We start from the raw sequence: 23,914 nt of genomic DNA on the forward strand, positions 1-23,914 counted from the left end.
CGAGTGTTGGAAAACTCTTGGCATAACGTGATTTAACTCATCGTTAGAGGCCCGCAGTAACGGTAGGTCGCAGGATTATAGAGAAGAGCGAAGAAAAAATCACCTCTTTTTGAACAAAATCACGAATTTTTTCTACCATTTTGCTAATAACGAAATCCAAGCCTAACTTAGGTGCTCTTTTGCCAGATAATCATGGCTCTGCATTTCGATTAAACGTGACTGACAGCGTTTAAATTCAAACTCTAACTGACCGTGGGTATAGAGTTCTTCCAGTGCTACTTCGGCTGAAATAATCAATTTTACGTTTCGCTCATAAAACTCATCGACTAAAGCGATAAAGCGTCGTGCCGCATCATCCGAGGTCGCACTCATTTGCTCCACTTCCGCCAGCAATACGGTGTGGTAGATTTTAGACAGTTCAATGTAATCGTTTTGACTGCGAGCAGACTGACACAACTGAGCAAAGGTGCCATGCAGCACGCCATCACTTGCTTCGACCACATCTAATTGACGATGGTTGACCTCAACCTGAGTCAGCACCTCTTTACCCTCTCCTACCAATTGCTGGTAGTAAGTACGCAGGTTTATATCTGCTTGCGCATCCAGTGGGAAGTGATAGATTTCCGCTTGTTCAAGTGTACGCAGTCGATAGTCGACTCCACTGTCGACATTCAGGATGCGGCAGTTTTCTTGGATCAGTTTAATCGCTGGAAGAAAACGCGCGCGCTGCAGACCATTTCGATACAAGTCTTCCGGTGGAATATTCGAGGTTGCTACCAAGATAACGTTACGAGCGAACAGCTCTTGGAACAGTGTACCAAGGATCATCGCATCGGTAATATCGGATACAAAAAATTCGTCAAAGCAGATGATGTCCGCTTCTTGCTTAAACTTATCCGCCACCAGCGGTAAAGGATCACTCACTTCGCCTAGCGCTTTCAGTTCATCATGAACGCGATACATAAAGCGGTGAAAGTGGACACGCATTTTGCGCGAGGTCGGCAAGGCATCACAAAAGGTATCCATCAGATAGGTTTTACCTCGCCCCACTCCACCCCAAAAATAGAGCCCTTTCGGTGGCGTAGGCAGTTGCGGCTTTTTACCTAACAACTTTTGAAAACGCGTCAGCTGTGGCACTGGCGCATTTTGGTATTCTTGAAATTGGTGGAACAGTTGGTCGAGCGCCTGAACGGCTTGTTCTTGGGCTGGATCTCTTTGAAATCCATGTTCTTTTATATCTTGTTCGTATTTTTTAACGGGATTCATGACGACATTTCCACAATGAAATCGATATCAACCAGCAAAGGAAAAAGGGCTTCAACAGTACAATAGGCGGGGTCTGAGCGCTGTATGTGCAGCTTCAAACTGATAGCTAGCGCACACGCATTTCTCTTTATACTGTCGCTTTCTCATAGTACCATGAAGCTGCATTATGTGTAACTAAGCAGTAACAAACATGTTAAAAAACAACAATAAGGAGCTGTTATGCCTTGGATGTATGCCGTTGGCGGTTTACTAATCGGACTTATCTTAGGGGTTGCTATCTCTCGCCTCACGACTCCTGAGTACAAGAAGCAAAAGAATGTTCAAAAAGAATTAGACACAGCAAAGTTTGCCCTAGAGCAGCAACGCCAAGAGCTTGCAGACCACTTTGCTAAAACAGCTGAAATGTTGGATACGTTAGGTAAAGACTACACCAAGCTTTACCAACACATGGAAAAAACCAGCGCTGAGTTAATCCCCAACTTACCAGAGCAGGATAATCCATTTGTGAAGACAGCTGCTGCACACTCAGACAAACCGTCAGAGAAAGCAGAAGCAAAAGCGTCAACACTCGATGAGCAACCAAAAGATTACGCCAATGGCGCAACAGGTTTGTTCAGCGATGAGAAGAAAGAAGTCATTGAAGCACCAGAGGTTGTGACTGCGAAAGCATCTTAAACAACTAATAAATCAGTGAACTTTACAAAGGTTTTTGAGTCATAACCTTCACTTGGGTCGTATAACACTTGGATATAGTCCAACTCTATATGTGTTACAAGGCCTTAACTAACGAGGAGTTTATGATGAAAAAACCTTTGCTTGCTTTATCGGTACTGACTTTAAGCTTAAGTTCCATCATCGCACCGATTCAGGCAACTGCGGCACTGCCCCTCAGTGTCGACAACCAACAATTACCTAGCCTTGCGCCAATGCTTGAAAAAGTGACCCCAGCGGTCGTCAGCATTGCTGTGGAAGGTAAACAAGTTCAACGTCAACGCATCCCAGAGCAATTCCAATTCTTCTTTGGCCCAGAGCAAGCGCAAGAGCGCCCTTTCAGAGGCTTAGGTTCTGGTGTCATTATTGATGCGAAGCAAGGCCACATCGTTACCAACTACCACGTCATCAACAACGCCGATGAGATTCGTGTAAAGCTGCATGACGGGCGTGAGTACGATGCCGAGTTGATTGGCGGTGACGAAATGTCAGATATCGCCCTGCTTAAACTCGAAAAAGCCAAAGACCTAACAGAGATTCGCTTCGCCGATTCAGACAAGTTGCGCGTCGGTGACTTCAGCGTCGCAATTGGTAACCCGTTTGGTTTAGGTCAAACCGTCACATCAGGCATTGTTTCAGCACTAGGCCGAAGCGGGCTTAACCTCGAAAACTTTGAAAACTTCATCCAAACCGATGCCGCAATCAACAGCGGTAACTCTGGCGGCGCACTGGTTAACCTCAACGGTGAGCTAATCGGTATCAACACTGCAATTCTTGGCCCTAACGGCGGAAACGTCGGTATTGGCTTCGCGATTCCATCTAACATGATGAGAAACCTAACCGACCAAATTCTAGAGTTTGGTGAAGTGAAACGCGGCATGCTTGGCGTTCAAGGCGGTGAGATCACCTCCGAACTGGCAGAAGCCCTCGGTTATGAGTCCAGTAAGGGTGCCTTTGTCAGCCAAGTGGTTCCAGACAGTGCTGCAGATAAAGCAGGCCTGCAAGCGGGCGACATTATCGTGGCGATCAACGGCAAGCGTATCGATACCTTTAGTGAGTTAAGAGCAAAAGTTGCCACTCTTGGCGCAGGTAAAGAGATCGAGCTAGGTGTGGTTCGTGATGGCAAGAATAAGACCTTTGATGTCACTTTGGGTGAGTCTACCAACAGCAAAACTCAAGCGGAAAAACTGCACGAAGGTTTAGCGGGCGCAGAGCTCACCAATACCAATGACAGTGATCCAGTGAAAGGTGTTAAGGTGACAACGGTAGCCAAAGGCTCTCCTGCCGAGGCATACCAGCTTCAACCAGACGACATCATCATTGGTGTTAACCGTCAGACGGTGAAGAACTTGGCGCAGTTTAGAGCTATTGTAGAGAAGAATCCTGGCGTGCTCGCTCTGAACATTCAGCGCGGCCCAAGAACCATCTACCTTGTGATTCGCTAACACTTATTAATCATTTTTGAGGGCGGGTTGAGTAAGTTCGTATAGAACTTAGTCAGCCTGCCCTTTTATTTAAATGAATCAAAATGCTATGCTTCACAAGTAACTCAAACTGGTCACCCATGTGCGGAGGCTCAATACCTTACCTGTCGAAGAGGGAAACATGCTGTCCTTTCTATTTCGTTCTATTTCCCTTGGATTAGTATCAGCACTGATTATTCTGGTCGCTTTCCCACAGCTAAGACCGAACTTCGTCTCTGACGCGGCAAGCAAACAAGTAAGCAATATCGGCTCGCTGCAACTGTCATTCAACGACGCAGTAAGACGCGCTGCGCCTGCGGTAGTGAATATCTATAGCCGTAAGTATGATGAAGCCGACCGTAATAAACTCCTTACTCAAGGTCTAGGCTCAGGAGTTATTGTCAGTGAAAAGGGCTACATCATTACCAACTACCACGTTGTCGCACAGGCCGATCAAGTGGTTGTCGCTTTGCAAGATGGTCGCGCCGCTGCTGCTCAGTTAGTGGGTTCAGATAAGCGAACAGATATCGCGATACTGCAAGTCAGCGGCGATAACCTGCCCGTCATTCCACTGAACCCTAACTACGAAGCCAATGTAGGCGATATCGTATTGGCGATTGGTAACCCTTATAACCTTGGTCAGACGACGACCTTCGGTATTATCTCGGCAACCGGTCGCTCTTCGATCAGTGCCGACCGCCATCAAGCCTTTATTCAGACAGATGCTGCCATCAATGAGGGTAACTCTGGTGGTGCACTCGTTAACTCACAGGGTGAACTGGTCGGTATTAACACGGCTTCTTTCCAACAGGCGACAGACATGGAGACCTACGGGATCTCTTTCGCTATCCCTTATGCGCTCGCTAACAAGATCATGCAGAAGATCATTGCCGACGGTCGTGTGATCCGTGGCTACATAGGTATCGATGGTCAGGACATCAACTCGGTGACCTCTCGATTACTCGGTAATAAGAATATTGGTGGGATCGTGGTTCTGGGTATCGACCCTGTTGGTCCAGCGGCCGATGCGGGCTTTGAGGTTCAAGACATCATCATCAGTATCGACAACATCAAGGTAAACGGCCGTCAAAGCGTGATGGATATTGTTACCGACCTAAGACCCGGCACTGTGATTGATGTCGGGATCCTGCGTCAAGGCGAGAGTAAAACACTTAAGGTGACAATTGCTGAGGATACGCGCTTATAGAGCTTGTAGAGCTTGTAGAGCTTGTAGAATAAGCGTGATACTCCCTTTATTCGATCGCTAACATAGACATACAAAAAACCCAGCTCTAGGCTGGGTTTTTTATTATCTAAACTAGGGCATTGCTAGAGATTACTCATCGCTCTCAATATCAATGCGAGTCACGCGCTGTAGGCCTCTTGGCAGTAGAGCACCACGACGACCACGCTCACCACGGAAGTTATCAAGGTCAGCAGGCTTCAAGCCCAGCTTACGCTTACCTGCGTACAGTGTCAGCGTTGTCCCTTGTGGAATCGCCATCAGATGCGAGACAAACTCTTCACGCTCTTTGGCCTTCGCCGAAGGGATGTTGATGATCTTGTTACCCTTACCTTTGCTCAATTGAGGAAGGTCTTTAATTGGGAACAACAACATACGACCTTGGTTGGTGATCGCTAGAATCTCGTTGGTCTCTAGATCTTCAATCGGGCTTGGTAGCATCACTTCAGATGCCTGAGGCAAATTCACTAAGGCTTTACCGCTCTTGTTCTTCGACAAAAGATCGCTGCCTTTACACACGAAACCGTAGCCCGCATCAGAGCCAACCAGCCATAGCTGATCGTCTTCACCCATCACAACTTGACGAATTGAACTGCCAGCACTGATGTTCAAGCGACCCGTAATCGGCTCACCTTGGCTGCGCGCCGAAGGCAGAGAGTGTGATTCAAGCGAGTAGCTACGACCATCACTGCCAAGGAACACGGCTTGCTGATTACTCTTACCACGCGTGCTCGCAAGGTATTTGTCACCAGACTTGTAGTTCAAGCCTTCCGGATCCACTTCATGGCCTTTAGCGTGACGAATCCAACCTTTCTCTGAAAGTACCACTGTGATTGGTTCACTTGGCACAAGGTCGCGCTCTGTCAGTGCTTTCGCTTCTGCACGCTCAACAAGTGGAGAACGACGATCATCACCGTACTTATCTGCGTCCGCTTGAATCTCTTTCTTAATCAGAGTATTCAGACGACGCTCAGAGCCTAGTAGCTTCTCTAACTTTTCACGCTCTTTCTCTAGCTCATCTTGCTCGCCACGGATCTTCATCTCTTCCAGCTTAGCAAGATGGCGAAGTTTGGTATCTAGAATTGCGTCTGCTTGAATCTCTGTGATACCAAAGCGCTCCATAAGCACTGCTTTCGGATCGTCTTCAGTTCGGATGATCTCAATCACTTCATCAAGGTTGAGATAAGCAACCAAAAGACCTTCTAAGATGTGTAAGCGCGCTAGCACTTTATCAAGACGGTGCTGTAGACGACGACGTACTGTTGTGCGGCGGAACTCAATCCACTCTTTAAGGATCTGAACTATGCCTTTCACTTGAGGACGGTTATCGAGACCGATCATATTTAAGTTAACGCGGAAGTTTTTCTCAAGATCCGTAGAAGCAAACAGGTGGCTCATCAGTTGATCGCAGTCGATACGGTTCGAACGAGGTACAACAACGATACGCGTTGGGTTCTCGTGATCCGATTCGTCACGCAGGTCGTCAACCATTGGCAGCTTCTTAGCGCGCATCTGGTTAGCGATCTGTTCAAGTAGCTTGGCACCCGACACTTGGTGAGGCAGAGCTGTGATTACAATGTCAGAGCCCTCTTTGTGCCAAACCGCGCGCATCTTGATGCTGCCACGACCCGTTTTGTAGATCTTCTCGATATCCGACTTCGGAGAGATGATTTCAGCTTCTGTCGGGTAGTCTGGGCCTTTCACATGCTCCATCACTTCCGACAGCTCAGATTTCGGGCTATCAATCAGCTTGATCGTTGCATCAGCAATCTCACGCACGTTATGTGGTGGAATATCTGTTGCCATACCTACCGCGATACCAGTGATACCGTTAAGTAGAATGTGAGGCAGACGCGCTGGCAGCATTTGCGGCTCTTTCATCGTGCCGTCAAAGTTTGGTTGCCACTCAACCGTGCCTTGACCTAGTTCGCCCAGCAGAACCTCAGCAAACTTAGACAGTTTCGCTTCGGTATAACGCATCGCAGCAAATGATTTCGGGTCATCTGGCGCACCCCAGTTACCTTGACCATCTACCAATGGGTAGCGGTAAGAGAACGGCTGTGCCATCAATACCATGGCTTCGTAACACGCTGAGTCACCGTGTGGGTGGTATTTACCCAGTACGTCACCAACGGTACGTGCAGACTTCTTGTATTTTGACGCTGCTGACAGACCAAGCTCAGACATCGCATAGATAATACGACGTTGTACAGGCTTAAGACCGTCACCAATGTAAGGCAATGCACGATCCATGATTACGTACATTGAGTAATTTAAGTAGGCATCTTCGGTGAACTTGCGCATCGGCAATTGTTCAACGCCATCAAAAGTAATTTCGTTAGACATTCATTATACCTCGGCCAAATCACCGTTGTTTTGTAGCCATGAACGGCGATCATCAGCACGCTTCTTACCTAGCAGCATGTCCATCATCTCATTGGTCGCTTCGCTGTCATCAATGGTTAATTGAACAAGGCGACGCGTGTTTGGATCCATGGTAGTTTCACGTAGCTGAAGTGGGTTCATCTCACCCAGACCTTTGAATCGTTGCACGTTGATCTTGGCTTTCTTCTTAGATAAACGCTCTAGCACACCATCTTTCTCGTCGTCATCAAGGGCGTAAAACACCTCTTTACCACAGTCGATACGATACAGAGGCGGCATTGCCACATAGATGTGACCCGCTTCTACAAGAGAGCGGAAGTGACGTGTAAACAACGCACAAAGAAGTGTTGCGATGTGTAGACCATCCGAGTCCGCATCGGCAAGGATACAGATCTTACCGTAACGCAGACCAGACAGGTCACCGTTATCAGGGTCGATACCCAAAGCCACTGAGATATCGTGAACTTCTTGAGACGCTAATACTTGATCAGCAGACACTTCCCATGTATTCAAAATCTTACCACGTAGTGGCATCACGGCTTGGAACTCACGATCGCGCGCTTGCTTCGCTGAACCACCCGCCGAGTCCCCTTCCACGAAGAAGATTTCAGTGCGGTTTAAGTCTTGAACCGAACAGTCCGTCAATTTACCCGGCAGTGCAGGGCCTGAAGCCACTTTTTTACGCACAACTTTCTTGCTCGCACGCATACGACGGTGCGCATTAGCAATGCAGGTTTCGGCTAATTGCTCGGCCAGTTGTGGTTTTTCATTCAGCCACAAACTGAACGCATCTTTCACAACACCAGAAACAAAGGCTGCCGTTTGACGAGAAGATAAACGCTCTTTTGTTTGACCTGCAAACTGAGGGTCCTGCATCTTCACTGATAACACGTATGAACAGCGATCGAAGATGTCATCACCCGTTAGCTTAACGCCACGCGGCAACAGGTTACGGAATTCACAAAACTCACGCATTGCATCCAATAGGCCTTGGCGTAGACCGTTTACGTGAGTACCACCTTGTTTGGTTGGTACTAGGTTCACGTAACTCTCCGTGATCATCTCACCGCCTTCTGGCTGCCAGATCACCGCCCAGTTTGCCATTTCCGTTTCAGCTGTAAACTCGCCGATGTATGGTTCTTCTGGCAGCAAGGTGTAGCCCTTAACGCCTTCCGCTAGATAGTCTTTAAGACCATCTTCATAGAACCATTTATGTTCTTCGTTATTCACCTTATCGCTGAAGGTGATCTCTAGACCTGGACAAAGTACCGCTTTCGCACGCAGGTTATTCACCAAGCGCAGTACTGAGAATTTAGAGCTATCGAAGTATTTCGCATCTGGCCAGAAGTGTACCGATGTACCGCTATTGCGCAGGCCACAAGAGCCAGTCACAGTTAGGTCGGTGACCGCAACGCCGCTTTCAAACGCAATTTCATGCACCTGACCATCACGACGAACCGTTACTTCAACACGCTTAGAGAGCGCGTTCACTACCGAGATACCTACACCGTGTAGACCACCCGAGAACTTGTAGTTATTGTTTGAGAACTTACCACCTGAGTGGAGCTTGGTTAGGATTAGCTCAACACCTGAGATGCCTTTCTCTGGGTGAATATCGACAGGCATACCACGACCATCGTCCACCACTTCCAAAGATTGGTCAGCGTGCAAGACCACTTTGATCTTCTTCGCGTGGCCAGCCAATGCTTCATCTACAGAGTTATCGATAACTTCTTGGGCTAAGTGGTTCGGCCTTTCAGTCTCTGTATACATCCCCGGACGGTGTCGAACCGGGTCGAGACCTTCAAGAACCTCGAGGTCTTTTGCATTATATTGTTCAGTCATAATACGGAGTTTACTCAAAAAATTTACGTCTGTTCGCTGGGCACTAATTCGATATAACCGCGTTAGCTGCCGTGAACCCTCACAACAGAGCGAACGAGCGAAAGTATTGGGGAATATAGTCTGGAAGCAGGGGTTTGATGTCAAGCTCGTTCAAAAACTATGACACCAAACTATGATATTTCACCACTGACAGATGAAATAACAGGCAAAAAAGATAAGATAGTGCGGCTGAAGTTCAACCTTATAAGGTTAAGAATTCAATTATCTTCTGAGGGTAGCGTTCAAAATCCACAAAACTGTGGTCGCCCCCTTCTTCTACTGTCTGCTTCGCTCCTTGAAACTTAGTCACCGCTTGGCGGTAGTCGAGAACTTCGTCCTCGGTTTGTTGCAGTAGCCAAAAATCACTGGGTTGAGAGATGGATGCCACGTCTAATGCCTTGAGCTCTTCAATGTGTTTCTGTTCCAACACATAATGCTCATTGGTGTACGGATTGACCTGCTCTCCAAGATATTCAGACAGCAACTCGTATGGCTTGACCGAAGGGTTGACCACTGCCGCTTTAAAACCATAGTGCGCATTTAGCCACGTCGACAGATAACCACCCAACGAACTGCCCACCAGCGCGATCTGGTACTGATCTTTATGTTGCTCTACTACGTCTTTCAAATGTGCCGCTGCCATAGCAGGGAAACTCGGCAACTGTGGTACCAAAACTTTGATATCAGGGCGATGCTCAGCACAATACTCAGCCATCACATTGGCTTTGTGTGAGCGAGATGAGCTATTAAAGCCGTGAATGTAGAGCAGCAGTGAAGGCTTACGCTGTGGCATCTCTACGGACGGCATCAGTAACCCTCAGCGTTAAAGTCAGGGGTAAAAGCACCATTGGTTAATCGACGCACTTGAGTTGCGATCTCACCACTTGGTTTAAGCTCCAGTTCTCGCCAACCCGGGCTGAGCGTATCAAGCGCAAAATCATCAGAGTTTGGCTTAAACTGAACACAGGTAGACGGCGTTGCCATGACTTGAACACCCAAATGCTCACGATTCATATCTTGATGCACGTGACCACATAAAATACCACGAACATTGTTGTGCTGTGATACGACATCCCAGAACTGCTCTGAGTCTTTTAGGTTGTGTTGATCAAGCCAAGCACTACCCACCAGCAGTGGATGGTGATGAAGCAACACTAAAGTGTGTTTCTGCGGATGCTCAGAAAGCTTTTGCTCTAAGAGATCCAGTTGTTGATCGCTCAAGCGGCCATGGGGTACACCCACGACTTGAGAATCGAGCAGGATCATTTGCCAGTGTTCACCCAAGAGTACATGTTCCACACACTGTATCTGAGGAGATGGGATAACACTGCCCATATTAGGTTTGTAGTCGTGGTTACCCGGCAACCAGTAACAAGGCTTTTCTAGAGGCTGAATACCTGCCTCAAATTTTTGATAAGACTCTGCGCTGTGATCTTGAGAGATATCACCAGTCGCAAGAACCGCTTCATATTCAAAACCTTGGTTCACAATGCCATCGACAACAGCACGAAAGCTATCTTCTGTATTGATGCTCAGCAGGCTGCCATTACTTGGCGCAAAGAGGTGCGTGTCGGTCAGTTGCACTAACTTGATGCTGCTCTCATCTAATTTTGAAGTGTGTGATAATTCCAAAATAACAAATCCAGATACGTTACTGTTAGATCTTCAAAGTATTCAAACGTACGCTAATTCAGCGTAATGGGTGTTCGGCTGATTCCATTTTTTAAACAAAATGTTAACCAATCGCCAAGAAACTTATTGAGTTGAAATTTCTCGTCTTTTTGCAGAAGTTTGGTGTTTGGGTAGTCGTATTTTGCTTTGACTCTTGAGAAGTCCCCACTGGCACACACTTCTGCAACGCGAGCGTCGTGATATAGCCTGACAGACATTTTTGGCAAAGGGAATACTGGCAACGCATCACTCTGACATATATCTATTAATGTGGTGTATTTTGTGACCTCATTCACTGTCAATTGATACACCATATTAACCGCTTGATAACAACGCACATCTCCAACCTCATGTCCAGATGGGAGTAGCGCGTTCAATTTCGCGTAATTTGTCTCATAGACTCGCATCAATTCAGCAAGATCAACATGATACGGCTTCTTCACCGCTATATTTGGCATAGCGCTACTCTTTCCACTGTGACTGTAAATCTAGGTAGTTCAATTGCAACCATTGCAAAGCAATAATAGTAGCACCATTTTCGAACACACCTTGTTTTACTAGCTGATAGGCCTGTTCACGGCTCATCACCTGCACACGAATGTCTTCACCCTCGTAGTCAAGGCCGTGGACGCCTTTAGCTGTGGTCGCATCGACACAGCCAACCATCACATCGAGCTTCTCAGAGCAGCCACCTGATGATGGGTAGTATGAGGTAATTGGCAGAACATGCGTCACTTCAACGCCAGCCTCTTCGACAGCTTCGCGGCGCGCAACCTGCTCTGGTGACTCGTCGGTATCGATGATTCCTGCAACAATTTCATATTGCCAAGGGTTTTCATGCTCAAGCGCACCCACTCGGATTTGCTCAACAATCACCACTTCGTCTCGAACAGGATCGTAAGGCAGCAGTGCAGCAGCATGTCCACGCTCAAACATTTCGCGTTCTATCGGCTTACTCCACCCGCCTTCGAACAGTTTGTGTCGAAAGGTGTACTTAACCATTTTGAAAAAACCACGAAAGAGCGTTTCTTTTGAGACAATTTCCACATCTTGCGGAGTAAACTCATGTTGTTGATTGTCATACTGTTGCATTTAGCACCTCACTAAGTGATCTTTATAGTTTACTCATTGTACGAGTTAACTACCAAGGACTAGGTTCAACTTTTTATACAAAATTTATAATTAAATTTAAGTATCCGAAAATAAATATTGCACAAGTGGACAGTTAAATGTAAAAAAGTGCAAAGTTTCGAGTAAATTACCACCAAACTGAGTTAAACTCTTTAAAGAAAAATTCTATAAAGGCAGGAATAGGAAAATGAGAAAACTGCTTCCACTATTTATCAGTGCAGCAATTGGCAGCCTGAGTTCATCAGCTTTCGCTGATACGCTAGCCGAAGTTTATGACCAAGCAAAACAAAACGATCCAACACTTCTTCGTTCAGCAGCGCAGCGTGATGCCGCTTTTGAAGCAGTCACTTCTAGCCGTAGTACACTACTACCGCAAATCAACCTAACTGCGAACTACGACATCAACCGTGGTGACCGTAGCAGTGTAAACAATGACAGCAATGTTTGGGGCGCAGGCATTGGCTTCACACAAGAGCTTTACCAACGCTCTTCTTGGATCACGTTAGACACAGCAGAAAAGACTGCACGTCAAGCTGATTCAGCTTATGCGGCAGAGCAGCAAGGCCTGATTCTGCGCGTAGCAACAGCTTACTTTGAAGTATTGCGTGCTCAAGACAACCTTGAATTCGTTCGTGCCGAGAAAGCAGCGGTTGCTCGTCAGCTAGAGCAAACCAAGCAGCGTTTCGAAGTTGGTCTATCAGCCATCACTGACGTACACGACGCGCAGGCACAGTACGATGCAGTATTAGCAGATGAAGTTCTTGCTGAAAACACACTGACTAACAACTATGAAGGTCTACGTGAGATCACAGGCCAAGAGCACTCAAACCTGAGCATTCTTGATACTGACCGCTTCTCTGCAAGCAAGTCTTCTGAATCAGCGGCTGCGTTGGTTGAGCAAGCACAAGAGAAGAACCTAAGCCTACTGGCTTCACGAATCTCGCAAGACATCGCGAAAGACAATATCTCTTTGGCGAATTCTGGTCACCTTCCAAGCCTAACGCTTGACGGTAGCTACGCTTTGACTGACCAGTCGAACAGCTCAAGTGACTACGACCAAGACAACCTAAACATTGGTCTAAACCTAGTTGTGCCACTTTACACCGGTGGTAACACGACCTCGCTAACTAAGCAGGCTGAATACAACTACGTTGCAGCAAGTGAAGATCTAGAAGCAACTTACCGTAGTGTTGTTAAGGACGTTCGCGCGTTCAACAACAACATCAGCGCATCGATCGGTGCACTGCGTGCTTACGAGCAATCGGTAGTTTCAGCTCAATCAGCTCTTGAAGCAACAGAAGCAGGCTTCGATGTAGGTACTCGTACTATCGTTGACGTACTTGATTCAACTCGTCGTCTGTACGATGCGAACAAGAACCTATCTGACGCTCGTTACAACTACATCCTAAGCGTACTGCAACTACGCCAAGCGGTGGGTACTCTGAGCGAGCAAGACATTGTTGATGTAAACGCAGGCCTAAAACCAGCGAGCTAATAACTCAACACACTGTCTGATAGAGAGCGAGCTCATCGCTCTCTGCATACACAGATACTAAAATGCCGCTCAGTGAGCGGCATTTTTATTTATGGATCATAAAATTGGGTGAGACGCTTAGCCACGACCGCCTTTGATCGCTTCAATGATTTCAGTGGTTGAACAGCCGTCTTCGAAGTTAAGTACCTTCACTTCACCGCCAGCAGCAATCACTTCTGCACCACCCGCGATCTCTTCCGGCTTGTAGTCACCGCCTTTAACCAAAATGCTTGGTAACACCTCAGAGATTAAGCGTTGTGGTGTATCCTCAGAGAATGGTACTACCCAATCTACTGCGCCCAAACCAGCAAGAACCGCCATACGACGATCAGTTGGGTTTACCGGACGACCTGGGCCTTTCAAACGTTTAACAGATTCATCGGTGTTCACAGCAACAATCAGGCGATCACCCAGCTCTGCAGCGTGGTTCATGTAAGAGACATGGCCTGCATGAAGGATATCGAAACAGCCATTAGTCATAACCACTTTCTCGCCTTTAGCGCGCGCGCGTTTCACCGCTTCAATCAGAGCGGCCTCTGAAATCACGCCGTAATCGGTATCTTGGCTGCCGTGTACTGCTTCCGCTAACTCAATCATAGAAAGCGTTGAAGTACCCAGCTTACCAACCACAACGCCAGCTGCAGCGTTAGCTAACGCACACGCCTCATCCAGTGGCTTACCCGCTGCAACAGAAGCAGCAAGTACCGAGATAACCGTGTCGCCCGCACCCGTTACGTCATACACTTCTTTCGCTTGTGTCGGCAGGTGGAACGGGGCTTGGCCCTTACGCAGTAGCGTCATACCGTGCTCACTGCGAGTCACAAGTAGCGCCTCAAAGTCGAACTCTTCAATTAGAACTAAGCCCTTCGCAACAAGCTCTTCTTCTGACTTCACTTTGCCCGCAACTAACTCAAACTCCGCCATGTTCGGCGTTAGCAGCGTTGCACCACGGTAGCGTTCAAAATCCGCACCTTTCGGGTCAATGAACACAGGGACATTGGCTGCGCGCGCTTTTTGAATAAAGCTCTGTACATGCTCAAGAGCACCCTTCGCGTAGTCAGACAAGATCACTGAACGTACGTTAGGAAGCGCTTGTTCCATGCGAGACAGGACAAGTTCAGGATCGGTATTCTCAAATTTATCTTCAAAATCAAGACGAATCAGCTGTTGGCCACGGCTCATCACGCGAAGCTTAGTGATGGTTGGGTAATCTTCTAGCTCAACAAAGTCACAGTTCACTTTAAGTGCACTTAGTGTGTTCTTAAGTACTTGTGCAGGCTCATCTTTACCCGTTAAACCAACGATATGCGCATGGCCGCCTAGTGATGCAATGTTCATTGCCACGTTCGCTGCACCACCTGGACGCTCTTCGTTATTTTCTACTTTTACTACTGGCACTGGCGCTTCTGGTGAAATACGACCGGTTGGGCCATACCAGTAACGGTCTAGCATTACATCACCGACAATCAACACGCCTGATTGGCTGTAGTCAGGTAGAATAGGTTTCATTAGGGATCTCCAAAAATCGAATCTGGATAGAGTCTAGCACACTGATACTAGTGGCTAAACCATAGAAAAAGACAATGAGGCGGTTTGAGCCACCGCTTCACATACTAGACAAGTTGACCAACGAAAAATTCCCGTTAATCGTTAAGCATCCACTGCTGCCACGCCTGTGTCACCAAAGCTCGCTCTTGCTCAAATTTATCAATCGCCACATCCGCATCGAGGTTGAGCAGGTTGCGGTGATGGATCTCATCACGCAGTGTGGTGTAAGCATGAGTGAGTGCCATTGCTTGTGGTTCATCCATGATACCTTGCGACATGAGGCTCTCAAAGATACGCACATTGTCACACCAACGTGTCAGTTTAGGCTTTTCGTGGCTGTACCTTAGCACTAGATATTGAGCAAGAAATTCAACATCCGTGATACCGCCATTGTCTTGTTTCAGCATAAAGCGATCGGATTTTTTGCCACCGAGATGGTCACGCATTTTCTCGCGCATCTTCACCACCTCTTGTTTGAGACTTTCACCGTCCCGCTCTAAACACAATACCTCATGACGAGTCTTGTTGAATACTAGTGCTAGCGGCTCATCACCATAGATCATGCGTGCACGAGTGAGTGCTTGATGTTCCCAGGTCCACGCTTCTTTGTGCTGATACTCATCAAAGGCGTCGGTTGGGCTCACCAACAAGCCAGATGCACCAGAAGGTCTCAAGCGAGTATCGACTTCATAGAGAATGCCAGAGGCAGTGCGAGTCGAGAAGATATGAATGATACGCTGCGCAAGTCGAAGGTAGAACTGACGACCGTCGATCTCTTTCTTGCCATCGGTATATACATGGACTGGGCAGTCGTGCATAAAGACGATATCGAGATCTGAGTTGTATCCAAGCTCCCAGCCACCGACTTTACCGTAGCCGACAACCGCAAAACCGCGTCCTTCACGATCTTTAATGTGCGTCGGTTCACCATACTTAGCCGATACCTGCAGCCAAGCTTGGTTAACACCGGCTTCGACAATCGCTTCTGCAAGATAGGTCAGGTGATCGCTCACCTTCATCACAGGTAATACCCCCGCGATATCGGCAGCAGCAATTCTCAAGATACAGGTCTGCTTAAACTGACGCAGGCCCTCCATCTGCTGTTCCATGTCATCTTCAGGAATACGCGCAAGATAATCACGAAGCTCGGTCTTGTAGGACTCTAAAGGCACTGGGTTATACAACTGCTGCGGATCAATCAGTTCATCCAGCAGGATTGGGTAACGCCCGAGCTGCTCTGAGATCATTGGACTTGCGGTACACAAGCGAACCAGTTGAGTCAACGCTGCGGGATGCTCATCAAGCAGCTCGAGATAGGTGGTTCGAGTCACAATTTTATGCAGCAGATGCAGCACACGTGACAAACCAAATTCGGCGTCTTTATTGGTGTACAGAGCTTGGAAGACCTTTGGCATCAATCGATTGAGCACTTCACGACCACGTGGGCCTAAGGTTTTTTTAGCCAAGTCAGCCTTAAATTGAATAATGGTATTGGCTGCTTTTACTGGGTCGACGGCTTCAATATCGGTTTCAAGCACATGCTCAATCACATCTTGCTTATGTGCCATATCCCAAAGCTCACTAAAGTGGCTAGCAATCGGGTTAGCTTCTTCCTCTTCAATACCGATCAGCTCTTCAAACACAGCATGAACATTGGCCATATGTTGGCGCGTCTCATCAATCATCGCTTGCCAGCTATCAAACTGCATCGCAACCGCCAGTTGCAGCTGCTCTTGCTCACCGTCTGGCAGAGTTTGAGTCTGCTTATCGGCCATCGCTTGTAATAGGTTCTCTAAGCGGCGCAGGAATAGGTATGCCTCTCTTAACTGTGCGACCTCTCCGTTCTCCAATAGCTTCAAGCTATTAACCGCTTCAAGCGTCTCCAACAAACCACGACCGCGTAGGCTTGGCTCACGACCACCACGAATCAACTGGAACACTTGCGCGATAAATTCGACCTCGCGAATGCCACCCGGTCCCAGCTTAATGTTGTTCGACAATCCACGACGACGCACTTCACTACTGATCATCGACTTCATTCGACGCAATGATTGAATCGCACTGAAGTCGATATAACGGCGGAACACAAAAGGACGCAGCATCTGACGCAATTCTTGGTATTCAGGGTACATCTCACGTCCCATCACGCGCGCTTTAACCATGGCATAGCGCTCCCAATCACGTCCTTGCTCTTGGTAGTAATCTTCCAATGCCGCATAACTCATCACCAAGGGACCGCTTTCACCGAATGGACGCAGGCGCATGTCTACGCGATAACAGAAGCCATCAAAGGTCTGCTGGTCGAGCGCTTTGATAATGCGTTGCCCGAGACGAGTAAAAAACTGCGCATTTGCAATACTACGGCGCGCGCCTTGCGTCTCGCCATTCTCAGGATAAGTAAAGATAAGGTCGATATCAGAAGAGAAATTCAATTCACCACCGCCTAGCTTACCCATCCCAATGATCAGCATAGGTTGAGCGTCGCCCTGAGCGTTACAAGGTGTGCCCCACTCTTGGCAACAGATATTGTATTGCCATTGGTAGGTTTCAAAGATCATCGCCTCAGCAAGCATCGATAGGTGTTCAAGGCTCTGCTCTAATGGCCAAGATGCGGTAAAGTCACGCCAAGCAATGTATGACATCTCACGATTACGGAACTGACGCAGCACGCGTTGACCACTCATTTCGTCTTGGCACTGCGAAAGCAATTGCGCCAGTCGCTCTCGGTAGCCTTCAGCACGCTCTTCACACGCCAGCATCTCTGGTAGCACCTTGGCTAATTCACCATCACGCTGTAAGCAGTCGCCGATAAAACAGCTCAGCCCTAATACATACTTAAGTTGTTCTTGATATTGGGGAGACCAAGCCGAAATCGCTTCGCCTTGGTGTTCAAGTAGGTTTTCTAAAGCCGATTGAGAGTGCTGAGTAAGTGAAGCAGGCAATTGCATTTTTCGTCCTTGTTTGGCTAAGCGCATACTGTCTCTATTTATATCAAACTTACGCCAATAAAAAACGCCCACATCAGCAATGTGGGCGTTTTATCGAGTTAGAAGAAGATCTAAGTCAGCGAAACCGAGTTAAAGTCGCTTATACCTTGAACTGCTTGATCTTGCCGTCTAACTCTTCTGCGTTATTCTGCATAATTTGCGAGGTTTCAAGCAGCTCGCTCACCACAGTGACGGATGCTTCCACCAGCTCTCGAACATTGGTGAGGTTTACGCTCATCTCTTCTGCAACACTGCTCTGTTGACCAGCCGCTGTCGCAATTTGGAAGTTCATGTCGTTAATTTGATTTACTTGGCTCACGATACCATCGAGCTCCGAGCCTGCGTTGGTGACCAAATCCACGCCCTCGGCAGCTTCAACAACACTCTTCTCCATTAGCTCAACCGCTGAGTTAGCGCTGGTTTGTAGATGAGTGATCATGTCTTGAATCTCAACCGTTGCCTGCTGAGTACGTTGAGCAAGGTTACGAACTTCGTCAGCAACCACCGCAAAGCCACGACCCGCCTCGCCGGCACGTGCCGCTTCAATCGCTGCGTTAAGTGCTAGTAGGTTAGTCTGCTCAGAGATGCCTTGGATAGTGCCAACAACGCTACCAATCGAATCAACACGCTCTTCAACTTGGTTTACTGCTGCAGCAGAGGCTGCGATGTCCGTTGAAAGTTCGCTCATTTTAGAGACAGAGCCTTGCACAAACTTCTGACCCGTTAGAGCCTGACCTGAGGCTTGCTCAGTGAGTGACGATGCATTCTGTGCGTGCTCTGCCACCGTTTGAACGGTTGACGTCATCTCGCTCATCGCAGTTGCCAGTTGATCGATCTCGTTGAACTCTTCCTGCGCTGACTCTTTGGTCTCAGACATGCTAATAGTCATCACCTCAGTCAGCGTGAATAGCTCATCAGAAGAGGCAACTTGCGTTTTGATCATGTCGTTAAGTTGAACACGGGTTCTCTCTAGCTCACGCGCCACATCGCCGTATTCATCTTTACAATCCATGTGAATTGGCACCGACAGATTCTTATCTGCCATGGTTTTGATTGCATCGCTCAGGTATTGCGTTTGACGCAGCATTACACGTGCTGCTGTCAGAAGAAGAACCACAAAGGCCACAATCATCAAGCCGGTCTGCCAAGCCACTTGTACTAGGTACGTTTCATAGTGTTCTTGCGCTACTTGTGCGTTGTTCGTTACTGCAAGCAGTGAATCGTAGAATGTGCTGGCATCCCACAACTGCTTAGCAATGATCAACACGGTACTGAATACCATCAGCATGATCATTTTTGGAACGAGACGAACGTCAGAGATTACCCTTTCCCACGGCTTGAATGACAGTTTGGTCATTGTCAGTTCTCCATTAAGTCTTATATATTGAACGCTTCCATAACCGCGCAGTAGCCTTTTTGAGCTAGAGATTGCGATTTATTTCGAGCTTCGTATGAATGTTAAATAGTACCAAAGACACGCCCAAGCCAATGAGCTTATTATCACTGATTCTCTCTTTCTTAGCGTTATTTGTGATCTCTGGCTTATTGTTCGCCCCTATCGATAACGAATCTAAACAAGTTCTTATCGGCCTCGATTTTATAATCTGTAGTGTTTTTCTTTTTCAGCTCACGATTGACCTATTTCGAGCAGATAACAAAACGTCATACTTAAAGATTCACTGGATTGACTTCCTTGCCAGCATTCCGATGGTAGAACCGTTACGCTTTGCGCGTATCTTTCAGATACTACGGGTTATTTTGGTTCTGCGCTCAAGCAAACGTATTTTTAGAGAGCTGTTTCGCAATCGAAAAGAGACGACTTTGGCCTCGATCATATTGTTGCTGGTTTTGTTACTGACGATTGGTGCTGGCACGATTCTATTGCTAGAGCACAAAGACCCGGCAGCGAACATCACTACCGGGCAAGATGCGTTGTGGTGGGCATTCGTGACCATTAGTACCGTGGGTTACGGCGATCATTACCCCGTGACCAGTTCTGGAAAGCTGATCGCCTCATTGGTCATCATTTGTGGTGTGGGTGTGTTCGGTATGATCTCTGGCTTGATCACCTCACTGATTACTGAGCCGACCGATCTTCAGAATCAGCAGATTGAGAATAAAGATCGCAAGCTCGACCTTATCTTAGAGAAGCAGCAACAGATTCTCGAACGGCTGGATAAGCTGGAACAGCAGACAAAAAAATAGGGCTCTCGGCCCTATTTTTATGTTCATTCTACGCTGTGATTAGTCTTGCCAATACGGCTCAACTTCAACACTGATTTGGCGCGTTTGCTCCATCGCATGCAGGATAGAGACCTCTTGGCGAGCCAACCAACGCTCTAGTTGAACCTTCTCATCACCCTCTAACTTTTCGGTGAGTGGCGAAAGTGTTCTTAGCATCAACAGATCATCAATGCCCTGAATCATATCCGCCCAAGGCAGACGGAAACTGTTACGCTCATCGGCATCGTATAAGCTAGCAAAGCCAACACCCGAATAGAGGTTTCGCATCAAACGGTACTGCTGGTCGATATACGCTTGGCTAGTCATCACGCGCTCTGGCGGGAACGCCTCCATCAATTCAGCCCAAGTACGATCAAGCTGCTTAACCGAGAACCATTCAATGCCGCGCGCCATCTGTTCACGAGCTTTATCATCAAGGAATGGCTGCCAGCCACGCGAAAGGATCCAGCGACTCAAGTCCAGAAGCAAACCTGTGTAACGCGCCGAGCTCAGTAGCGTTAACAGCTCTTCACGGTCTGGTAGCTGCTCTTGCATCTCTTTTAGCTCAGCCACCAAGAATTTGCGCGCGTCTAACTTACGCAGAACGTGACCTTTGTCTTCAAGCAGGTCTTCAAAGTGGTCATAACTCTTAAGCCACTCTAGCTCTTGTTCTAGCCACTTAAGTTCTTGGCGCAGAATCGCACTTGCACGACGCGGCACAATCCCACCATAAATAGTGAAGGTTTGACGAATGAAGCTCAGCGAGTGGCTGATCTCATGCAGCGCCTCAATCGATTGGCGCTCAGTAAAGATCTGCTCGTGATAATGCCAATGTGACAGAGCGTGCTCTAATGACTGAATAAAGCAAGACTCCACCGTGTCATTCTTGTCGGTATCGACCAAGGCCAGAGGCTTAACTTCATCGCCTTGGTAACCCTGTGCCAAGCGATAGCCTTTAGCCGCTTTACTCAGGTTACCCAGACGCATACCGCCCTGTTCACAGAACTGGCGTGATAGTGTGAATAACGCATCGGCCTGCCCTGATTTAAGTTCTAATTCCACTTCACAGATCGGTTCTTGCTTATCACCAGACTCAACAAAGCCTTGGTCAAACGCAACCTCGATTTGACTGCCGTCAGGCATACCCACCAGCCACTGTTCACGAGTGAAGTTGGTCGAAAAAAGAGGAATCAGTTCAGATTGCAGTGTGTCGATATCTTTACCGGCTGGCCAGATATCGCCAGGGTGAAGAGATAGATTCGGCTCATTGCTGTCATGTTCTGCATTGTATTCAGGTCGTTGATGAAGACCCGCAACCACGCGACCAGCGGTCTTTACGGTTTGTACAAATACGTCATCAAAGCGTCGAATGCGCAAGCCAGTATCGTGCTCACGTAGCCAGTTGTCCGGCGTATCAAAGTAGATGTTACCTAACTCTCGACAACTGTGCTGAAGTACCTTCGTTTCAGCAATCTTATTGCGTAAAGTCTCTGAAAAATCAGGAGAAACAAAAAACTTCAGTTCTATCTCGGTTTCCATAGTTATACCTTTCTGGGAAGATAGGGACAGGATATTGCCAATTTTAAAACTCGGCAAGTCAGAAATATCGCCCATATGATGATCTAAAACAGTTTTAATGAGAGATTGATTAGGTTAACATGCGCGACTTTATAGCCATCGCTTAACATTTCACCACGATTATGGTGTATGTTTTTTTTAAGGTTATTATTTATTAGGTTGGACAACCATGCCAGTAAATACAATTATGGGGTTATTTGCAAAGTCCCCAATTAAACCTTTGCAACGTCACGTTGTGTGTGTGAACGAATGTTGTTCTCACCTAGTTAACTTCTTTGAGGTTTCTTCAAAGGGTGACTGGGAAAAGGCATCGGAAATTCGTGCGCAGATTTCTCATCTAGAGAAAGAAGCAGACGTACTAAAACGTGAAATCCGCCTTAAACTTCCTCGCGGTTTGTTTATGCCGGTTGATCGCACCGATATGTTGGAGCTATTAACTCAGCAAGACAAACTTGCAAACCTAGCGAAAGACATCGCGGGCCGTGTTTACGGTCGTCAGCTTGTCATTCCTGCTCCTCTACAAGAAAATTTCATCGCTTACGTTAAACGTTGCCTAGATGCAGCGAACCAAGCACAAAACGTAATCAATGAACTTGATGAATTACTTGAGACTGGCTTCAAAGGCCGTGAAGTAACACTCGTTGCTGAGATGATTCATCAATTAGATGTAATCGAAGATGATACAGACGCGATGCAGATCGAGCTACGCCAACAACTAATGGCAATCGAAGCAGATCTAAACCCTGTCGACATCATGTTCTTATACAAGATTCTTGAATGGGTCGGTGGTATTGCAGACCAAGCGCAGCGTGTTGGCGCTCGTCTTGAAGTAATGCTTTCTCGATCTTAAATCAAACGTTAACTATATAACGAAGAGCACTTTTTAACCAAAACCACTTATGCGTTGAGTATTTCTCTCGCTGAGCGGTTTTTTGCGTCTAAATTTGCTCCGCTTGTTATCAAACAACTAGGTATTACGATGGATATCCTTGCTAACTACGGCACTGTCCTGATTCTTATTGCAGCAGCTTTCGGTTTCTTGATGGCTATTGGTATTGGTGCGAATGACGTTGCGAACGCAATGGGCACCTCAGTAGGCTCAAAAGCTCTAACCGTTAAACAAGCGATCATTATCGCAATGATCTTTGAATTCGCTGGTGCATATCTTGCCGGTGGCGAAGTAACAGATACGATCCGTAAAGGCGTTATCGAGACATCTCTATTCGCACACCAACCAGATGTACTTGTGTTCGGTATGATGTCAGCACTTCTTGCTGCTGGTACATGGCTACTACTTGCTTCTTACATGGGCTGGCCTGTATCAACCACTCACTCAATAATCGGTGCAATCATCGGTTTCGCTTGTGTATCTGTAGGTACTGAAGCTGTGGACTGGGGCAGTGTTCAAGGTATTGTTGGTAGCTGGATCATTACGCCTGTTATCTCTGGTTTCTTCGCTTACGTTATCTTCGTAAGTGCACAGCGCCTAATCTTTGATACAGAGAACCCGCTTTTCAATGCGAAGCGTTTCGTACCTGTGTACATGTTCATCACAACAATGGTTATCGCGCTAGTAACGATCAAAAAAGGTCTTAAGCACGTTGGTCTTCACCTAAGCAACACTGAAGCATGGGTTTGGGCTGCAGGCATATCTGCAGTTGTAATGATTGGTGGTTACCTGTACATCCAGAAGAAATTCGCGAACCGCGAAGAAGACCACGGTTTTGCCGGTGTTGAAGGTATCTTCTCTGTACTAATGGTTATCACAGCGTGTGCGATGGCATTTGCACACGGTTCAAACGACGTTGCTAACGCGATTGGTCCACTGTCTGCTGTTGTATCAACGGTTGAGCACATGGGTGAAATCACAGGTAAGAGTACTATCGCATGGTGGATTCTTCCTCTAGGTGGTTTTGGTATCGTGGTTGGTCTTGCGACTCTTGGTCATAAAGTAATGGCAACGGTTGGTACTGGTATTACAGAACTAACACCTAGCCGTGGCTTTGCAGCACAACTTGCTACAGCATGTACCGTTGTACTGGCTTCAGGTACTGGCCTTCCAATCTCTACTACGCAAACGCTTGTAGGTGCGGTTCTGGGTGTTGGTTTTGCTCGTGGTATCGCGGCGCTTAACCTTGGCGTAGTACGTAACATCGTTGCATCATGGATCGTAACACTGCCAGCAGGTGCGCTACTTGCGGTTGTATTCTTCTACGCAATTCAAGCTGCATTCATCGGCTAGATACCCCTTTTGTGGGGTATAACTCGCGTCAGAAGATTGTGAGTTTCG

Annotated in this window: 18 protein-coding genes; 7 read left to right on the forward strand and 11 right to left on the reverse strand. The window is 47.4% G+C overall.

The genetic code is table 11. The features are described 5' to 3' along the window. Window positions 1–162: 162 nt before the first annotated feature. A complete protein-coding gene (gene zapE, locus KI655_RS09655; protein ID WP_285404163.1) occupies window positions 163–1,266 on the reverse strand; it encodes a cell division protein ZapE in 1,104 nt (367 codons plus the stop codon). A gap of 219 nt (window positions 1,267–1,485) precedes the next feature. On the opposite strand from zapE, the gene zapG reads away from it, so the two are divergent. The 3 genes from zapG to degS all read left to right on the forward strand — a co-directional run bounded on the left by zapG (window position 1,486) and on the right by degS (window position 4,647). After that, entirely contained in the window at window positions 1,486–1,941 is a 456-nt protein-coding gene (gene zapG / locus KI655_RS09660; protein WP_285404165.1) for a Z-ring associated protein ZapG, read from the forward strand. Window positions 1,942–2,066: 125 nt separating this feature from the next. Then, window positions 2,067–3,422, forward strand: coding sequence for a DegQ family serine endoprotease (locus KI655_RS09665; RefSeq protein WP_285404167.1), 1,356 nt, complete (start codon window positions 2,067–2,069; stop codon window positions 3,420–3,422). Window positions 3,423–3,582: 160 nt separating this feature from the next. Next, window positions 3,583–4,647 (forward strand): outer membrane-stress sensor serine endopeptidase DegS, encoded by a 1,065-nt coding sequence (degS, locus tag KI655_RS09670; protein WP_285404169.1) that lies wholly within the window; start codon window positions 3,583–3,585, stop codon window positions 4,645–4,647. A 129-nt stretch (window positions 4,648–4,776) separates the two neighbouring features. Here the strand turns inward: degS and parC are convergent, their stop codons facing one another. The 6 genes from parC to nudF all read right to left on the reverse strand — a co-directional run bounded on the left by parC (window position 4,777) and on the right by nudF (window position 11,715). Further along, complete coding sequence (gene parC / locus KI655_RS09675) at window positions 4,777–7,029, reverse strand: DNA topoisomerase IV subunit A (protein WP_285404171.1); 2,253 nt, start codon at window positions 7,027–7,029, stop codon at window positions 4,777–4,779. 3 nt (window positions 7,030–7,032) lie between these two features. After that, the gene (parE, locus tag KI655_RS09680; RefSeq protein ID WP_285404173.1) at window positions 7,033–8,913 is read right to left on the reverse strand and encodes a DNA topoisomerase IV subunit B; all 1,881 of its coding nucleotides are present in this window, start codon (window positions 8,911–8,913) and stop codon (window positions 7,033–7,035) included. Between the two features lie 241 nt (window positions 8,914–9,154). Continuing rightward, window positions 9,155–9,760 carry an esterase YqiA gene (yqiA, locus tag KI655_RS09685; RefSeq protein ID WP_285404175.1) on the reverse strand — a complete coding sequence of 202 codons (606 nt, stop codon included), beginning with the start codon at window positions 9,758–9,760 and terminating at the stop codon, window positions 9,155–9,157. After that, entirely contained in the window at window positions 9,760–10,584 is an 825-nt protein-coding gene (gene cpdA, locus KI655_RS09690; protein ID WP_285404177.1) for a 3',5'-cyclic-AMP phosphodiesterase, read from the reverse strand. The genes yqiA and cpdA overlap by 1 nt, the downstream gene beginning before the upstream one ends. Window positions 10,585–10,637: 53 nt before the next feature. After that, window positions 10,638–11,081, reverse strand: a complete 444-nt coding sequence (locus KI655_RS09695) for a DUF1249 family protein (protein ID WP_285404179.1) — start codon at window positions 11,079–11,081, stop codon at window positions 10,638–10,640. A gap of 4 nt (window positions 11,082–11,085) precedes the next feature. Continuing rightward, a complete protein-coding gene (gene nudF, locus KI655_RS09700; protein ID WP_285404181.1) occupies window positions 11,086–11,715 on the reverse strand; it encodes an ADP-ribose diphosphatase in 630 nt (209 codons plus the stop codon). A gap of 226 nt (window positions 11,716–11,941) precedes the next feature. Here nudF and tolC point away from each other — a divergent pair, with 226 nt between their 5' ends. Continuing rightward, window positions 11,942–13,249 (forward strand): outer membrane channel protein TolC, encoded by a 1,308-nt coding sequence (gene tolC, locus KI655_RS09705; protein ID WP_285404183.1) that lies wholly within the window; start codon window positions 11,942–11,944, stop codon window positions 13,247–13,249. 117 nt (window positions 13,250–13,366) lie between these two features. Here the strand turns inward: tolC and hldE are convergent, their stop codons facing one another. From hldE to KI655_RS09720, 3 genes are all read right to left on the reverse strand, one after another. After that, entirely contained in the window at window positions 13,367–14,797 is a 1,431-nt protein-coding gene (gene hldE, locus KI655_RS09710; protein ID WP_285404185.1) for a bifunctional D-glycero-beta-D-manno-heptose-7-phosphate kinase/D-glycero-beta-D-manno-heptose 1-phosphate adenylyltransferase HldE, read from the reverse strand. Window positions 14,798–14,931: 134 nt separating this feature from the next. Next, window positions 14,932–17,784, reverse strand: a complete 2,853-nt coding sequence (gene glnE / locus KI655_RS09715) for a bifunctional [glutamate--ammonia ligase]-adenylyl-L-tyrosine phosphorylase/[glutamate--ammonia-ligase] adenylyltransferase (RefSeq protein ID WP_285404387.1) — start codon at window positions 17,782–17,784, stop codon at window positions 14,932–14,934. Between the two features lie 139 nt (window positions 17,785–17,923). After that, window positions 17,924–19,180 (reverse strand): methyl-accepting chemotaxis protein, encoded by a 1,257-nt coding sequence (locus KI655_RS09720; protein ID WP_285404187.1) that lies wholly within the window; start codon window positions 19,178–19,180, stop codon window positions 17,924–17,926. A 98-nt stretch (window positions 19,181–19,278) separates the two neighbouring features. On the opposite strand from KI655_RS09720, the gene KI655_RS09725 reads away from it, so the two are divergent. Continuing rightward, on the forward strand, window positions 19,279–20,028 hold the full coding sequence (locus tag KI655_RS09725) for a potassium channel family protein (RefSeq protein ID WP_285404189.1): 750 nt from the start codon (window positions 19,279–19,281) through the stop codon (window positions 20,026–20,028). 39 nt (window positions 20,029–20,067) lie between these two features. On the opposite strand, the gene KI655_RS09730 is transcribed toward KI655_RS09725, so the two are convergent. Next, a complete protein-coding gene (locus KI655_RS09730) occupies window positions 20,068–21,585 on the reverse strand; it encodes an inorganic triphosphatase (RefSeq protein WP_285404191.1) in 1,518 nt (505 codons plus the stop codon). A 208-nt stretch (window positions 21,586–21,793) separates the two neighbouring features. On the opposite strand from KI655_RS09730, the gene KI655_RS09735 reads away from it, so the two are divergent. Beyond that, the gene (locus KI655_RS09735) at window positions 21,794–22,474 is read left to right on the forward strand and encodes a TIGR00153 family protein (RefSeq protein WP_285404192.1); all 681 of its coding nucleotides are present in this window, start codon (window positions 21,794–21,796) and stop codon (window positions 22,472–22,474) included. Between the two features lie 129 nt (window positions 22,475–22,603). After that, window positions 22,604–23,866 (forward strand): inorganic phosphate transporter, encoded by a 1,263-nt coding sequence (locus tag KI655_RS09740; protein ID WP_285404194.1) that lies wholly within the window; start codon window positions 22,604–22,606, stop codon window positions 23,864–23,866. The last annotated feature ends 48 nt before the right edge of the window (window positions 23,867–23,914 follow it).

Source organism: Vibrio sp. D404a, assembly GCF_030248535.1.
Taxonomy (GTDB): Bacteria; Pseudomonadota; Gammaproteobacteria; order Enterobacterales; family Vibrionaceae; genus Vibrio.

Bases quoted from the DNA above. Each gene is read 5' to 3' on its own strand.
- KI655_RS09720 (WP_285404187.1), bottom strand. From the start codon at position 19,180: ATGACCAAACTGTCATTCAAGCCGTGGGAAAGGGTAATCTCTGACGTT.
- KI655_RS09725 (WP_285404189.1), top strand. From the start codon at position 19,279: ATGTTAAATAGTACCAAAGACACGCCCAAGCCAATGAGCTTATTATCA.
- degS (WP_285404169.1), top strand. From the start codon at position 3,583: ATGCTGTCCTTTCTATTTCGTTCTATTTCCCTTGGATTAGTATCAGCA.
- zapG (WP_285404165.1), top strand. From the start codon at position 1,486: ATGCCTTGGATGTATGCCGTTGGCGGTTTACTAATCGGACTTATCTTA.
- nudF (WP_285404181.1), bottom strand. From the start codon at position 11,715: ATGCAACAGTATGACAATCAACAACATGAGTTTACTCCGCAAGATGTG.
- parE (WP_285404173.1), bottom strand. From the start codon at position 8,913: ATGACTGAACAATATAATGCAAAAGACCTCGAGGTTCTTGAAGGTCTC.
- KI655_RS09665 (WP_285404167.1), top strand. From the start codon at position 2,067: ATGAAAAAACCTTTGCTTGCTTTATCGGTACTGACTTTAAGCTTAAGT.
- hldE (WP_285404185.1), bottom strand. From the start codon at position 14,797: ATGAAACCTATTCTACCTGACTACAGCCAATCAGGCGTGTTGATTGTC.
- parC (WP_285404171.1), bottom strand. From the start codon at position 7,029: ATGTCTAACGAAATTACTTTTGATGGCGTTGAACAATTGCCGATGCGC.
- KI655_RS09695 (WP_285404179.1), bottom strand. From the start codon at position 11,081: ATGCCAAATATAGCGGTGAAGAAGCCGTATCATGTTGATCTTGCTGAA.
- glnE (WP_285404387.1), bottom strand. From the start codon at position 17,784: ATGCAATTGCCTGCTTCACTTACTCAGCACTCTCAATCGGCTTTAGAA.
- zapE (WP_285404163.1), bottom strand. From the start codon at position 1,266: ATGAATCCCGTTAAAAAATACGAACAAGATATAAAAGAACATGGATTT.
- KI655_RS09730 (WP_285404191.1), bottom strand. From the start codon at position 21,585: ATGGAAACCGAGATAGAACTGAAGTTTTTTGTTTCTCCTGATTTTTCA.
- KI655_RS09740 (WP_285404194.1), top strand. From the start codon at position 22,604: ATGGATATCCTTGCTAACTACGGCACTGTCCTGATTCTTATTGCAGCA.
- tolC (WP_285404183.1), top strand. From the start codon at position 11,942: ATGAGAAAACTGCTTCCACTATTTATCAGTGCAGCAATTGGCAGCCTG.
- KI655_RS09735 (WP_285404192.1), top strand. From the start codon at position 21,794: ATGCCAGTAAATACAATTATGGGGTTATTTGCAAAGTCCCCAATTAAA.
- yqiA (WP_285404175.1), bottom strand. From the start codon at position 9,760: ATGCCGTCCGTAGAGATGCCACAGCGTAAGCCTTCACTGCTGCTCTAC.